Annotated in this window: 14 protein-coding genes; 13 read left to right on the top strand and 1 reads right to left on the bottom strand. The window is 70.9% G+C overall.

The features are described 5' to 3' along the window. The first annotated feature begins 4 nt into the window (after positions 1–4). Complete coding sequence (locus tag ABD332_RS45545) at positions 5–1,267, top strand: PucR family transcriptional regulator (protein ID WP_344510752.1); 1,263 nt, start codon at positions 5–7, stop codon at positions 1,265–1,267. Here ABD332_RS45545 and ABD332_RS45540 read toward each other — a convergent pair. Beyond that, entirely contained in the window at positions 1,242–2,378 is a 1,137-nt protein-coding gene (locus ABD332_RS45540) for a flavin reductase (protein ID WP_344510750.1), read from the bottom strand. The genes ABD332_RS45545 and ABD332_RS45540 overlap by 26 nt on opposite strands. A 118-nt stretch (positions 2,379–2,496) precedes the next feature. On the opposite strand from ABD332_RS45540, the gene ABD332_RS45535 reads away from it, so the two are divergent. The 12 genes from ABD332_RS45535 (at position 2,497) to ABD332_RS45480 (ending at position 14,121) form a co-directional block, all read left to right on the top strand. After that, positions 2,497–3,597, top strand: coding sequence for an LLM class flavin-dependent oxidoreductase (locus ABD332_RS45535; protein WP_344510748.1), 1,101 nt, complete (start codon positions 2,497–2,499; stop codon positions 3,595–3,597). Beyond that, entirely contained in the window at positions 3,590–4,150 is a 561-nt protein-coding gene (locus tag ABD332_RS45530) for a carboxymuconolactone decarboxylase family protein (protein ID WP_344510746.1), read from the top strand. The genes ABD332_RS45535 and ABD332_RS45530 overlap by 8 nt, the downstream gene beginning before the upstream one ends. After that, entirely contained in the window at positions 4,147–4,947 is an 801-nt protein-coding gene (locus tag ABD332_RS45525; RefSeq protein ID WP_344510744.1) for an alpha/beta fold hydrolase, read from the top strand. Before ABD332_RS45530 ends, ABD332_RS45525 begins: the two co-directional genes overlap by 4 nt. After that, positions 4,947–5,897 (top strand): NAD(P)-dependent oxidoreductase, encoded by a 951-nt coding sequence (locus ABD332_RS45520; protein WP_344510742.1) that lies wholly within the window; start codon positions 4,947–4,949, stop codon positions 5,895–5,897. Before ABD332_RS45525 ends, ABD332_RS45520 begins: the two co-directional genes overlap by 1 nt. Beyond that, positions 5,894–6,265, top strand: a complete 372-nt coding sequence (locus ABD332_RS45515; RefSeq protein ID WP_344510740.1) for a VOC family protein — start codon at positions 5,894–5,896, stop codon at positions 6,263–6,265. The genes ABD332_RS45520 and ABD332_RS45515 overlap by 4 nt, the downstream gene beginning before the upstream one ends. Before the next feature lie 122 nt (positions 6,266–6,387). Further along, complete coding sequence (locus ABD332_RS45510; protein ID WP_344510738.1) at positions 6,388–7,776, top strand: amidohydrolase family protein; 1,389 nt, start codon at positions 6,388–6,390, stop codon at positions 7,774–7,776. Between the two features lie 53 nt (positions 7,777–7,829). Then, on the top strand, positions 7,830–9,392 hold the full coding sequence (locus ABD332_RS45505) for a class I adenylate-forming enzyme family protein (protein WP_344510736.1): 1,563 nt from the start codon (positions 7,830–7,832) through the stop codon (positions 9,390–9,392). After that, positions 9,392–10,072: an aspartate/glutamate racemase family protein gene (locus ABD332_RS45500; RefSeq protein WP_344510734.1), complete on the top strand. Its 681-nt coding sequence runs from the start codon at positions 9,392–9,394 to the stop codon at positions 10,070–10,072. Before ABD332_RS45505 ends, ABD332_RS45500 begins: the two co-directional genes overlap by 1 nt. Positions 10,073–10,345: 273 nt before the next feature. Beyond that, entirely contained in the window at positions 10,346–12,025 is a 1,680-nt protein-coding gene (locus ABD332_RS45495) for an ABC transporter substrate-binding protein (protein WP_344510732.1), read from the top strand. Continuing rightward, positions 12,022–12,591, top strand: a complete 570-nt coding sequence (locus ABD332_RS45490) for a carboxymuconolactone decarboxylase family protein (RefSeq protein WP_344510730.1) — start codon at positions 12,022–12,024, stop codon at positions 12,589–12,591. Before ABD332_RS45495 ends, ABD332_RS45490 begins: the two co-directional genes overlap by 4 nt. Positions 12,592–12,599: 8 nt before the next feature. Then, positions 12,600–13,319: an alpha/beta fold hydrolase gene (locus ABD332_RS45485; protein WP_344510729.1), complete on the top strand. Its 720-nt coding sequence runs from the start codon at positions 12,600–12,602 to the stop codon at positions 13,317–13,319. Positions 13,320–13,377: 58 nt separating this feature from the next. Further along, on the top strand, positions 13,378–14,121 hold the full coding sequence (locus ABD332_RS45480) for an alpha/beta fold hydrolase (protein ID WP_344510727.1): 744 nt from the start codon (positions 13,378–13,380) through the stop codon (positions 14,119–14,121). The last annotated feature ends 14 nt before the right edge of the window (positions 14,122–14,135 follow it).

The following is a 14,135-nucleotide window of genomic DNA, read 5'->3' as shown; positions in this document are numbered from 1 at the left end:
CGCCGTGTCCGCGGAGTCCGCCTGCCCCCCGCCGCTGCCCGTGTGGCTGCGGGAGGCCCTCAGGTCCGCCGTCTCGGCCGAGCTCATCGCGGAGGTCGTGGCCGTCGACCTCGACGCGGCGTTCGATCACCTGCGCGACGACGAGGAGTTCGTCGCCGCGCTGACCGCGAGCGTCACGGAGAACGTGCGAACCCTGCACCGGGTCGCGATGGGCGAGGTCGAGCTCGACGAGCTCGACCTCGTGCAGCCCCGGCGCCTCGCCGTCGTCCAGGCCCGGCGGCGCGTCGTGCAGGCATCCCTGCACCTGTCCTACCGCGTCGGGTTCCTCACCATGTGGCGGGACTGGGTGGGCCGCCTCGACGCCGTCGAGGCGGACCCTGCCCGCCGCTGCGAGGGCGCCCGCCTGCTCACCGAGCTCGTCATGGCCTACCAGAACGCGGCGCTGGCCCAGGTGGCCCGCGAGCACATGCTCACCGAGGAGAGCCTGCAGCGGTCGCGGGACCACCTCCGCTTCCGCCTCGTCAAGGACCTGCTCAACAGCGACCACGTCCCGGACAAGTTCGAACTGCTCGGACTCGGCTATGACATCGACGCCGACCACATCGCCGTCGCGTCGCGTGCCGATGCCGGCAGCACCGACTGGGTGCGCCGCGCTCAGGCGACCTGTGCCGTGACGGACGTCCTGCACCACACGGAGCCGGACGGCATCCACGTGCGGTTCCTCGCCCGGCGGGCGTGGACCGCCGAGGCGCGGGCGGGGCTGCGCCGGCTGCTCGCCGAGCACGGTGTCGCCGCCGAGGTGAGCGCGCCCGCGCGTGGCCTGGAGGGACTACGCCACGCCTACGGCCAGTTGGGGCGGCTGCGCCGGATTCGAGGGGCGTTCGCCGGGAAGCATCAGCGGTACCAGCTCGCCCGTGACGGGGTCATCGAGTACGCCGACGTCCGTCTCGAGGCGATCTTCCTCGACGACCTGCCCATCGCGGCCCAGCTGGTCGAGGAGGAGCTCGCGACCCTGAGCGGCACCGGCAGCGGGCTCGACGTGCTGCGCGAGACCCTGTGTGTCTGGCTGCGTGAGCGCAACTACGCCGCGACCGCGAGAGCCCTGCACCTGCACGAGAACACCGTGCGCAACCGCGTCCACCGTATCGAGGAGCTGCTCGGTCACGACCTGCAGTCCCGCCATGCCGAGCTCATGCTCGCGCTGCGCCTGCACGACCTGCTCGCCGGCCTGAACGAGACGGCTACACCGATCCGCCGTGCGATGTGAGCAGCTCCCGGGCCCGCTCGGTCGCCAGCGTGGTGTAGAGCCCGATCGCTGCCTTGACCGCCGTCAGGTCACGCTGGCGGTAGCCGCTGACGATCCGCTGGTGGACGTCGACGAACTGCGAGGAGCTCTTCCGGGTCATCCCGAAGCTGTGCGCCATGATCGTCGGCATGGCCAGCGCCTCGTACTGGGCGATGGCGCGCCGGTTGCCCGAGAGCCCGATGAGGAAGCGGTGGAACCGGTCGTTGGCCTCGAGGTAGGCCTCGAAATCGGTGAACTCGTCGTTGAGGATGAACCGGGACAGCTCGCCGCAGTGCTGGTCGAGGGCGACCAGGTCGTCCTCGGACACGGAGCCGACGGTCAGGTCGGCGACCCCCTGCTCGATGATCGCGCGCGCCTCGAACGCCTCCGCGGCGTCGTCGGCCGTGAAGGGGGCGACCCGATGGCCGTGCCGCGTCGACATGATGAGCCCTTCACGGCGCAGCGTCGACAGCCCGGCGAGGACGGCGGCCGGCTCGACGTCGAGGCGCCGCGCCAGCTTCGGAACGTCGATGTCGTCGTGCCCGTCGATCTCCCGCGCGAGGATCATGTCGCGCAGCCGCTGGTACACCTGGTTGAAGCGGTCGAGCGTGAGCCCGCCGAACCCGCCGCGGAAGTACGTCAGGGGCAGGCCCTCACGCGCCTGGGCATCCCGCGCCCGGCCGATGAAGATGCTGTGGCTGCCCGCCTGCACCGTGTCCGACACCTCGCACTCGATCGAGGCCAGGGCGTCGGTGAGGACGGGATTGCCGAGGACTCCTTCGTGGACGCGCACCCCGGTGAACTTGTCGTCGCTCGGGCGGGCGAACTGCAGTGCGAGCTGTTCCTGGCCCTCGGCGAGGATGTTGAGGCAGAAGGTGCCCGCCTCGGCGACGGTCCGCTCGGTCGGCACCGAACGGTTGACGCAGACCAGGACCATCGGCGGGTCGAGCGACAGTGACGTGAGCGCACTCACCGTCATGCCGGCCCGGGCCTGGACGCCTCGTGACGTGAGGACGGCGACGCCGGTGGCGAAGCGACCGGCGACGTTGCGGAAATGGTCGCGGTCAACGTTTGGCGTCCGAACGACGGTCATGTCCCGAGTCAACCTCCCGCGCCGGCAGCGGGGCAATCACGGCTTCCCACATCCCGGCCCGGTCAGGTTGTGAGAAGCCGTAATTGTTCCGGGGTTGACCAGCGGATTGACTGAGCCGGTGAGACTTGGATACTTCGCGATGCCACTGCACCGCCCCGGACGTCCATGGGCGGAGACGCTCCGCGAGGACCGCGAGGCGGTCATCCTCGCCGATCGGCTCGGATTCCACGACGCCTTCATCGGTGAGCACCTGACGGACACGCTGGAGAACATCACCAACTCGATGCTGTTCCTCGCGACGCTCGTCGGCGACGCTCCCCGGATCAAGCTCGCGACCGGCACGACGAACCTGTCACACCAGCATCCGGCGCTCGTCGCGGCCAACGCGGCGATGTTCGACCACCTGACCGGCGGCCGGCTCATCTTCGGCATCAGCCCCGGGGCGCTGCCGTCGGACGCCGAGGTGCTCGGCATCCTCGACGAGGACCGGGGCGCGATGTTCGCCGACGCCATCGAGGTCATCCTCAAGATCTGGGAGGGTGAGCCGCCCTACGACATCGTGTCCGGGAGCGGGCGCTACAGCGTCTCGACGCGGCGGTCGATGGACCTTCCGCTCGGTGTTGGCGTCCTGCCGAAGCCGCTGCAGAGCCCGCGCCCCGAGGTCGTCGGCACCGTCGTCGCGCCCTTCTCCAAGGGCGTCGTGGAGATGGGCCGCAAGGACTTCCACCCCCTGTCGGCCAACTTCCTGCTGCCGCAGTGGGTGGCCACGCACTGGGGCAAGTACGTCGAGGGCAAGGAGGCCGTAGGGGTCAAGGCGGACACGGCCGACTGGCGGATCGCGCGGACGGTCTTCGTCGCCGACACCGAGCAGGCGGCCCGCGCCTACGGGCGTGACGACCGGAACAGCCCCTACCGGTTCTACTACGAGCAGATGCTGCGCAAGATGACCAAGCTCGGGCGGCTGGGCCTGTTCAAGCGCGACCGCAGTGAGCCGGACGAGGCGATCACCCTTGACCGGGTCCTCGACGACCTCGTCATCTGCGGCACGCCCGAGCAGGTGGCCGAGCAGCTCGTCGCCTTCGAGCAGCAGACCGGACCCTTCGGGGAGCTCGTCTACGCCGGCCTCGACTGGGTCGACGAGGGGCTCGCGCGCCGGTCGATGGAGCTCATGGCGACCGAGGTCATGCCCCTGGTCGAGAGGTACGGCAGCGGTGCGTGACCGGATGCCGCAGTTGCCGGCGACGGCACTGACGCCGGCGCAACAGGAGGCTGTCGCGGCGATCACCGCCGGCCCCCGGGGTGAGCTCTTCGGGCCCTTCGTCCCCCTCCTGCGCAGCCCCGGCGCCATGGTCCGGCTGCAGGAGGTCGGCGCCCACCTCCGGTTCGGGTCCATCCTGCCCAAGGCGGTGCTCGAGATGGCCGTCCTGCAGGTGGCCCGCGCCCGGAACCAGGTCTTCGAGTGGGGCTACCACTGTCAGCTCGCCCTCGACGCGGGCGTCCCCCGGGAGGTCGTGGAGGACATCGCGGCCGGCCGGGAGCCGGGTCCGCTGGCGGAGCCGTTGGCGACGGGCTACGCGGTCGTCGCCGGCGTCCTCGCCGACAACGACATCCCCGACGAGCTGTACGACCGGGCGCTCGACGTGCTCGGCGAGGAGGGCCTCATCGACGTCATCGTCTGTGCGGGCTACTACACGACCCTCGCCATGGTGATGAACGCGACGCGGACCGACGCCGGCGCGCTCAGCCCGCCCGTCGAGATGAGCTCGTCGTGAGCGGGGTGGTCGTCCGCGGGCGCGCCCTGCGGGAGAGCCACGGCCCGACCGTCGTGCTGCTGCACCCGCTCGGCGCCGGCGCCGACTTCTGGGAGCGGGCCGCCGACTCGCTCGACGGTCTCGGCGTGTACTCCGTCGACCTTCCGGGGCACGGCGGCTGCCCCGTCCCCGACGCCCCCTACGGCACTGCGGACGTCGCGGCCGCGCTCGCGACACACCTGCGCGGCCTCGGCCACCAGGGTGTCCACGTCGTGGGGTTGTCCCTCGGCGGCCTCGTCGCCCTCGAGCTCGCGGCGCACGACCCCGGGCTCGTCTCCAGCCTCGTCGTGGCGGCCACCGTGCCGTTCTACCCGGAGGACTGGCGCGAGAGGTGGCGGGTCCGGGCCGCCGACGCCGCACGCCTGGGCGTGACGCCGTTCGTCGAGCCCACGTTGCAGCTGTGGCTCACCCCCGCGGCACTCGCCGCCGACGGTGCCGAGGTCGCCTACGTGAAGCGCGCCCTCGCGGACATCGACCCGCGCGGCTACGCCCTCGCGTGCCTGGCGCTCGCGGAGGCCGACGTCGCCTCGCGGCTCGGCACGATCACGGCGCCGACCCTGCTCGTCGACGGCGAGCTCGACGCGCCGATGTTCCACGACGGCGCCGCCCACCTCGCCCGGTCGATCCCCGGCGCCCGCCGCGCCGTCATCCCCGGGGCGCGACACGCCAGTGCCCTCGAGTTCGCCGAGCCCTTCGCGCGGCTCGTGCGGAACTGGGTGCGACCTGGGAATGACAGCCCGGACGAGGGGAGCCGGTGATGGACGCGACCGGACGGCCACTCGTCGGGTTCGTCGGGCTCGGGGTCATGGGCTCGGCCATGGCGGGCAACGTCCTTGCCCGCGGGGCGTTCGAGGTCCACGGCTACGACATCGACGCAGATCGGCGCCGGGCGTTCGCCGACGCCGGGGGCACGGTGCACGACTACCTCGCTTCGCTCGTCGCCGCCTGCGACCTCGTGCTCACCTCCCTGCCGAGCACGACGGCCTTCGAGTCCGTCCTCAGTGGACTCGTCGAGGCCGCGCGCCCGGGGACGGTCGTCGTCGAGACGAGCACCCTGGATCTGCGCACCAAGCTCGACGGGGCGGCCCGCCTCGCCCGGGCGGGCGTCGAGATGCTCGACTGCCCGTTGAGCGGAACCGGTGCCCAGGCCCGGGCCGGCGACCTCGTCGCCTACGTGAGCGGCGCACCGGAAGCGGTCGGACGGGCCAGGAGCCTCGTCGAGGCGTTCACGCGCGCCCACTTCGAGCTCGGCAAGGTCGGCAACGGCACCCTGATGAAGCTGGTGGCGAACCATCTCGTCGCGGTGCACAACGTCGCCGCGGCCGAGGCGCTCGGGTTCGCCCAGGACCTCGGCCTCGACCTGTGGCAGGTGCTCGCCGCCGTCGGCGACGGCGCGGGAGGCTCGCGGATGCTCGGTGTCCGCGGCCCCGACATGGTGCGGGGGCGCTACGAGCCGGCGAGCATCCGCATGGACGTCTTCGCCAAGGACCTCGAGATCATCGGGGCGGCCGCGGCCGAGGCGGGCACCGTGACGCCCCTGTTCGACGCCGCCCGGGCCATCTACCGCGACGGCCTGTCGGACGGCCTCGTCGCCAGCGACACGGCCGTCGTGTTCGAAGTGCTTCGTGGGCACCCTCGCCCACGCGACCCGGCGCCCAGCGGGCGACGGGTATCGGAATCGGTCGACAACGGAAGGGAACACGCATGATCACCGGAATCCGCGGTGTGAACATCAAGGTTCGTGACCAGGATCGGTCGGCGAATTTCTGGACCGAGCAGGTCGGCCTGGAGGTCGTCAGCGACGTCGTCATGCCCGACTTCGCCCCGCGTCGCTGGTTGGAGACGGCCCCCGCGTCGCGCAACTCAATGATGATCCTGCACTGGCCGGTCTTCGACGAGGTGGAGTTCTACTCGGGCATCACCTTCACCTGCGACGACATCCACCAGACCTACGAGGAGCTCAAGGCCAAGGGCGTCGAGTTCGTCTCCGAGCCGTTCCTGGCCGGCTTCGGCTGGTGGGCGACCTTCAAGGACCCCGACGGCAACGTGTTCGTCCTGCGGCAGGAAAAGGGCTGAGCGCAGCCATCGTCGCGCGCTCGCCGGCGCACGGCGGGCGCGCATCAGCGACAACGAAAACTCACGACGGGGCCGGAAGGCGGTTGACGATGGTGGAACGTTCGGTCATTTTCCCTCGCTGGGTGTACCTCGGTGGCGGTGAGGTGCGCACGGGTGCGGCGGTGGTCGTCGAGGGCGACAGGATCGCCCAGATCCTGCCGGCCGACCAGGCCGAGGGCATCGACGCCCGGCGGATCGAGCTGACCGACAAGGTCCTGCTGCCGGGGCTGGTCAACATGCACACCCACGCGGGTGCCGGCCCCGTCGGCCGGGCCGTGTCGGAGGACTACGAGCTGCCGACGGGCATGCCGTTCTACGTGCCGCTGTCGCGGCTGTGGCGGCACGCCTACCGTGACGAGCTGCGGGAGCAGTTCCGCGCGGTCATCGAGTGGGACGTCCTCGGCATGATGCGGACCGGGACGACGACGATCCTCAACCACGCGTCGACCGACATCGAGGGCTACCTGCACATCGCCGATCGCGTCGGGGTGCGGACCTTCGCCGGCCCGACGATCCCGCTCGACGTCACCGCCCGCCTGGGCCAGCTCTCCGGCGGGCGGGAGGACCGCAAGCAGACCACCTCGGAGGAGGTCCAGCTGGCCGAGCTCGAGGAGCTCGAGCGGATGTTCGGGGAGTGGGACGGTGCGGCGGGCGGGCGGATCACGATGGTCCTCGGGCCGGCCGCTGTGCACACCGACGAGTTCAGCGTGCTGGCCGGGGTCGGCGTGGCGGCGAAGCGGCTCGACTGCCTCGTCACGACCCACCTGTGCCAGGCGCCGAGCGAGCTCGCCGCGACGCAGGAGCGCTTCGGCACGACCCCGCTGCGGGTCCTGCAGCGGGCCGAGCTGGCCAACGAGCGGCTCATCGCCGCGCACGGCACGTACCTGCCGGACGGGGACCGCCAGCTCGCGGCCGACTCCGGGATCACCATCGTCCACTGCGCCTCGCGCAAGGCGAAGGAGGCCGTCATCTCACCTTCGGTGTCCTTCCAGGACTCGGGCATCTCCATCGCGCTCGGCACCGACGGCTTCAACTGCGACATGGTCGAGGAGCTGAAGTTCGCCGCGATGCTCGGCAAGATCGCCGTCGCCCAGTCGCACCGGCCGACCGCCGCCGAGGTCCTCGACCTCGCGACGAGCCGCGCCGCCTCGATCCTGCGCCGGCCCGACCTCGGCGTCATCAAGGAGGGCGCGCGGGCCGACCTCATCGGCGTCGCCGTCACCGACCCGTCGATCGCGCCGGTGCTCGATGTCGTCCAGTCGCTCGTCTACTACGGCAACGGGCGTGACGTCCAGTTCGAGATGGTCGACGGCCGGGTCCTCATCCAGGACGGCGCCTTCCTCGACGTCGACCTCGACGGCGTCCGCGCCCGCGCGGAGGCGGCCCTCACGTCGATCTGGGAGTCGGCGATCGACGCGGGCGTCATCGCCGAGGTCCTCCCGAGCATCAACCGCACGCGGCCGTTCGCCTAGCCCGTCGGCCCGTGCCTTTCCGATCACACTCAGCCACATCCAGGAGGCGATCCATGACCGATCTGCTTCTCAAGGTCAAACAGAACATCAATCTGCTGGCCGGCAGCCCCGCCATCGTCGGCGACGTGACGACCGCGTCGCATCGCACCCTGACGTGGGGAGAGCTCGGGACACGTCTCGACGGTCTCGTCGGCGGCTTCCGGGAGCGGGGCCGCAAGCCCGGCGACCGCATCGGCATCGCCCACTACCAGGGCACGTTCGGCCTCGAGCTCTATCTCGCCGCGCAGGCGGCGGGCCTGCAGCCGGTGCTGCTCGGCATCACGCTGAACAACCACCTCGACGCCGCCGCGCGCGCCCTCGATCTCAAGGAGCTGTTCACCGGCCCGGAGCTGCTGGAGGCGGCCCGGCGGGCGATGGGTTCGGCGCCTGTCTGGTTCACGGAGCCCGGCACCGACACCTACGACGAGGTCGCGCGGCAGGACGGCGACACCGAGTGGGTCGGCCTCCGGGCGCCCGACACGGTGTCCGGGATCCAGTACTCGACGGGCACGACGGGCGTGCCCAAGGGGATGGTCCGCTCCGTCGGGGCGGACTACTGGGACGCGGTCAACCGCTCACTGTGCATGCGGCTGCGCCACTCGGAGCGGTGGCTCGCCGCCAGCCCGACGAACATCAACGTCTCCGTCGGTGCCCTGCGGGGCATGACGCTCATGGGTGGCACGACGATCGCCCTCGACGACGTCTCCATCGCCTCGATCGAGCGCAACAGTCAGGACGGCGTCACCGTCCTGCCGCTGCAGGCGCCCGCCTGGCGGGCGATGCTCGATTCCGGCGCGGCCGAGCGCCTGCTCGACAAGGGCCTGCGGGTCCTCGTCGCGACGGGCCAGCGGACACCGCGCGCGACGCTGCGCCGCCTCGGCGAGCTCGCCGAGGGACGAGGTGAGGTCGTCAACAGCTACGGCCTCACCGAGACCAGCACGCTCGCGATCCTCACGTCCTCGATGCCGGAGTACGGTGACTCGTCCTCGGTCGGGCGTCCCGCACCGCTGAGCACCGTCGACATCGCGCCCCGGCAGGACGCTCGCGGCGACACGCGCGGCGCCGGGGAGGTCCGGGCGAGCGGCCCGGGCATCTCGCCCGGCTACGTTCTGGCGTCCGAGCTCCACCAGACGGCCACGTCCAACGTCGGCGCGGCGGTCGACGGGTGGTTCTACACCGGTGATGTCGGTCGCTGGGACGAGCGGGGCAACCTGCAGATCCTCGGTCGCTGGAAGGACGCCTTCGTCCTCAACGGCGCGTACGTCTACCCGTATGAGATCGAGGGGATCCTCGGTGAGATCCCCGGGGTGCTCGACTCCGTCGTGATCGGCCTGCGGACGGACGGGCAGTCCGCCGGCGGCGAGCTTCCCGCGGATTACATGGCCGTCGTCGTCCACTTCAAGGGCGATGTCGCCGAGCAGCGGGCCGCCATCGGGGCCGCCGTCGCCGAGTTCCCGGCCGCACTGACGCGGCTGTTGCTCATCGACGAGATGCCCCGCAACTCGAGCGCCAAGATCAACCGGGCCGAGGTCGCCGGCCTCGTCGTCGCGGGCGTCCCGTCGGCCCTGGAGCTGTGATGGAAGGCGTCGAAGCGGTGCCGCTGCGCATCTGCATGATCTCGCCGATCCACCTCTCCGAGCCGGTCACCGCGGCCCGGGCGGAGCGGCTGCGCGAGCTCGGCGGGACGGACCTCGACGTGGATCTCGTCGGTCTGCCTCCCGAGGCGCCGGTCGGTCTCGACCGGCCGGAGGACATCGAGGCCGCGACGGCGCACATCACCGCCGTCGCGGCGGGTCTGGACCCGGCGCGCTACGACGTCGTCGTGCCGGACTGCGTCCTCGACCCCGGCGTGGAGGCCGGTGCCGACTGTGACATTCCTGTCCTCGGCCTGCTCCGCCTCATCGCCTCGGGTCTGTACGGGCTCGGCAGGCCGTTCTCGGCGGTGACCCGCAACGAGACGATCGCGGCCGAGCTCGAGGCGCGACTGCGTGGCTACGGCCTTGCCGAGGGCTTCAGAGGGACCGACATCCTCAACCTCGAAGTTGAAAAGGTGTTCCACGGAGAGGAATGGTCGAACGCCATGGGTCAGGTCGTGCGCGAGCGCGCCCGGGCCGGCGTCACCATCGTCCTCAACGGGTGCAGCGCTGTCGCGACCGGGCCTTCGCCCTGGTCCGGCAGCTGGGTGGTCGATCCCACCACATACGCGTTTGACCTCATTCGAGCCCGCCTGCACAACGGGGTGCGGCCGGCCGGCTGAGGCCCGAACGGGCCGCCTCGGGAGGTGTCGACGGCACCTCCCGAGGGGGTGGCCGCTGCCCTTCAAGCCATGGTCTTGACGGCCGTTGACATCGCTTCGGCGGCTTCATAATCTCATCTAGAGGAAAACAGTTCCGACAGATGAAACACGAGCGGTCGATCCCCCGCCCGGCGGACCGGAGCACCATTCCCGCGACCGGCTCTCGCAGTCCTTTTGAGACACCACCTTCCTTCCCGGCTGCTGAACCGGGCCATCTCCTCATCGGAGGACAGAATGAACGACTTCCCCCCGGCTCGGCTCAGCCGAAGGAGCGCGTTGCTCCTCGGGCTGTCCGGTGCCGCATCCCTCGCCCTCGCCGCTTGCGGCAGTGTCGACGACGCCGCGTCCGGCGCCGGTGACGACATCAAGGCGCTCTCGCCCGACGGTGCGCCGGGCGACACGCCCCCGGCCGGCGTGAAGCTGGCCGCGACCCAGAACGCGACCATCGCCGTGTCGAACCTGCCCTCGTCCATCGACCCGATGGTCGTCGTCAGCGGTGGCGCCCGGCGATTCGACATCTACGAATCGCTCATCGACACCCACCCCAGCACCGGCGAGCCCCGCCCGTTCCTCGCGACGGAGTGGAAGCAGGTCGACCCCAAGACCTGGCAGTTCACCCTGCGTCAGGGCGTCAAGTTCCATGACGGCACGCCGATGACGGCCGAGGACGTCGTCTTCAGCTTCCAGCGGGCCGCGACCCAGGGCTACGGCATCGCCACGCACTTCTCGACGATGGCGAGCGCGCGCATCGTCGACGACAAGACCGTCGAGCTGGTCACCAAGACCCCGGACGTGCTCATCCTCAAGCGCCTCGCTCAGGTCGCCATCCTGCCGAAGAAGTACTACGAAGGCCTCGGGACGGACCAGAAGGCGCGTGACGCCGCGTTCGCCAAGGCTCCGATCGGCACAGGCCCCTACAAGTTCGAGTCGTACGCCTCGGACAAGGCCGTCGTGAAGAAGGCCGGCGACACGACGTGGCGCAAGCCGACCCTCGAGAAGATCACCTTCCTGCAGGTCACCGACGCCGGCACGCAGCTGAACTCGCTCCTCGCCGGGGACGTGCACTACATCAACATCCAGCCGCTCAACAACCTGCCGACGCTCAAGAACGCGGGCGCGACGCTCGTCCAGCTGACCAAGGGCAACGACCTCGGTGCCTTCATGGACTCCGTCGACAACAAGGGCAAGCCCAAGACCGGACCGATGGGTGACAAGCGGGTCCGCCAGGCGATCCAGTACGCGCTCAACAAGGAAGAGCTCGTCAAGTCCGTCCTGCAGGACCGCACCGTCGCCGACGACGGCCAGCTCATCGGCAAGGGCCTGCCGGGCTACACGGAAACCGTGAAGGACTACCCGTACGACGTCGCGAAGGCCAAGGCCATGCTCGACGAGGCGGGCTACCCCGTGAAGGCCGACGGCACGCGCTTCACCATCACGATGGCCTCCGCCTTCGCGGGCACGGGCTCGGTGCGCCGTCTCATCGGCGAGTGGATGCAGTCGTCGATCAGCAAGCTCGGCATCAAGGTCGAGTTCACCGCGCTGACCGACACCGCGCTGCAGCTCGAGTACTTCTACAACACCAAGCAGCGTCCCGACATCTACCACTTCGGTCTGTTCACGCGCCCCTACATGGACGCCGCGCGGGCCTACAGCCGGTTCGTCTCCGACAGCGGCTCGTTCCACATGAACAACCCCGAGTTCGACAAGCTCTACAAGGAGCAGCTCGGTGAGCAGGACCCGGCCAAGCGTCAGGCGATCCTCGCCAAGGTGACCGAGATCTTCCACGAGGAGTCCTGCTTCCTGTTCGCCTGCGCCGACGTCTGGGTGGACGCCGCGGCGAAGAACCTCAAGGGCCTGGTCCAGTGCGACGTCCAGACCGAGCAGTACTACGACCGGCTCTACATCACCGCATGACCTCGATGCCTTCCGGCGGGTCGTCGGCGCTGTTCACCGCGGTCCCCGAGTCCACACAGGACCCGGAGACGATGGAGGCCTACGAGAAGTCCCGCGAGCTGTTCGGGCACGTCTCCGAGCTGTTCTCCATCCTCGCGAACGCGCCGACGGCCCTGTCGGGCTGGATCGACCTGCTCCGTCGGCTGCGCCGTGAGCTGGCGGTCGCACCGCGGCTCACGGAGCCGGCGATCATCACCGTCGCGCGGCTGCACGGCAACGGGCGGGTGGCCGCGTCGCACGAGCGGCTGGCCGCCGCTGCCGGGGTGGACGCACAGGTGCTCCGCGCGGCGGCCTCCGGCGAGACGGATCGGCTCGACGCCGACGAGCGCCTCGCCTGCGACCTCGCCGCGGCGGTCGTCGGCGGTGGGGCCCCGGAGCCGCTCGTGCGGGAGTGCCAGTCGCGCCTCGGGGTCAGGGAGACGGCCGAACTCATCATCCTCACCTCCTTCTACTGCATGGTCTGTCGCGTCAACGCCTCGATGCAGGTCTACGTCGACCTGCCGCCGGCGCAACCGGCCGGGCACTGACGAGCGCCGTGTCCGCTGTACTCGCGTACGACCGGTACCCCAGAGAGGGGCCGCTCGCGGTACTGCTCCACGGCTGGGCCTGCGCCGGAGAGGACCTGCGGCCGCTCGCCCTCGAGCTCGCGGGCCGGCACGACGTCGTCGTCCCCGGGCTGCCGGGCCACCCGCGCACGGGGGCGGCGCTCGGTCCGGCCTACGGGATCGAGGCGATGGCGCGGTGCGTGCTCGACCTCGTGCGCGCACTGGACCGCGGGCCGGCCCTCCTCGTCGGCCACAGCCTCGGTGGCGCCGTCGCGCTCGCCGCGGCCCGGCTCGAACCGGCGCTCGTCACCCGTGTCGTCACCGTGGAGACGTCGTGGGCCTGGGTCGAAGCATCCATAGGGCCCATCGATCTCGCTGACGCGGAACGCCGTTCCGAAAGCGTGAACATGAAGCGGGAACAACTGGGTCTGTCCGCGGTGACCGGACAGCTCGACCCGTCGGCCATGGCCGAGGCGCTGTCCTCGGTGCTGGAGTGGTCCAGGGAGCCCTCCCGAGACTCGTCGCTGCACACCCTCGGCATCTTCGGCGACCCCGGCTGGGCGGCAGTGAACAGCTCAGGAGTGCCTGGCGCTCGGGAGGGTGGCGTCCGGCGCGCCCATCTGGCGGGCTGTGGGCACTGGCCGCACGTCGAGCGTCCGGCCGCGGTGGCCCGGCTGATCGCCGCGACCGGGGGCGACGAAAAGCATTGACCGCCCAGTAGCTCTGGATTACGTTGTGCGGAACGCCGTTCCGACTGATGGAGGTGCCGTGAATCGCCTGAGGGTCGTGCTCGTCCACGGCGCCGGCCGCGGAGCCTGGTGCTGGCAGCGCCTGACCCCGCTGCTCGACGCGGCGGGGGTGGAGTGGGAAGCGCCGACGCTGACCGGACTCGCGGACCGCGCGCACCTGCTCGGTCCCGAGGTCGGCCTGCAGACGCACGTCGACGACGTCCGCGCCGTCGTGGCCCGGCAGGCTCCGGCCGCGGTATGTCTCGTCGGCCACAGCTACGGCGCGGTCGTCGTCGCGGGCGTCGTCGGGGCCAAGGCCGAGCATGTCGCGCGGGTCGTCCTCCTCGACGGTCCCGTCGTCGAGGACGGCGAGAGCGGGGCGGACGTGCACCCGAAGGGCGACGCGATCCGGGCCCGGGCGAGGCGGCACGGAGACACCGACATCATCCCCATCGCCGGCGGGCCCGACGACCGGCTCTCCCCGGCGGACAACGCCTGGATCGCCGGCAGCGTCACCCCTCAGCCCCTGCGGTGCGTGACCGACCCGGTCCGCCTGCCCGGCGGGTGGCCGCTCGACCTGCCCAAGGACTACGTCCTGTGCGGCCGGCCAGGGGAGTCCCCGGACCGTCCGTACCTCTCCCGTGTCCGGTCCGGCGAGGGGTGGTCCACGCATGTCGTCGACAGCCCTCACGACGTGATGATCGCGCGGCCGGACTGGCTCGCGGAGCTGCTCGTCCGTCTGTCCGTGAACCCCATCGACGACTCCCGACGCCCGTGCCCGTAGCGACGGAAAGGCTG

The sequence above is a fragment of the Dactylosporangium maewongense genome, assembly GCF_039531485.1.
Lineage (GTDB): Bacteria > Actinomycetota > Actinomycetes > Mycobacteriales > Micromonosporaceae > Dactylosporangium > Dactylosporangium maewongense.
This window is presented reverse-complemented; position numbering and strand designations above follow the sequence as displayed.

Bases quoted from the DNA above. Each gene is read 5' to 3' on its own strand.
- ABD332_RS45495 (WP_344510732.1), top strand. From the start codon at position 10,346: ATGAACGACTTCCCCCCGGCTCGGCTCAGCCGAAGGAGCGCGTTGCTC.
- ABD332_RS45500 (WP_344510734.1), top strand. From the start codon at position 9,392: ATGGAAGGCGTCGAAGCGGTGCCGCTGCGCATCTGCATGATCTCGCCG.
- ABD332_RS45515 (WP_344510740.1), top strand. From the start codon at position 5,894: ATGATCACCGGAATCCGCGGTGTGAACATCAAGGTTCGTGACCAGGAT.
- ABD332_RS45520 (WP_344510742.1), top strand. From the start codon at position 4,947: ATGGACGCGACCGGACGGCCACTCGTCGGGTTCGTCGGGCTCGGGGTC.
- ABD332_RS45505 (WP_344510736.1), top strand. From the start codon at position 7,830: ATGACCGATCTGCTTCTCAAGGTCAAACAGAACATCAATCTGCTGGCC.
- ABD332_RS45540 (WP_344510750.1), bottom strand. From the start codon at position 2,378: ATGACCGTCGTTCGGACGCCAAACGTTGACCGCGACCATTTCCGCAAC.
- ABD332_RS45490 (WP_344510730.1), top strand. From the start codon at position 12,022: ATGACCTCGATGCCTTCCGGCGGGTCGTCGGCGCTGTTCACCGCGGTC.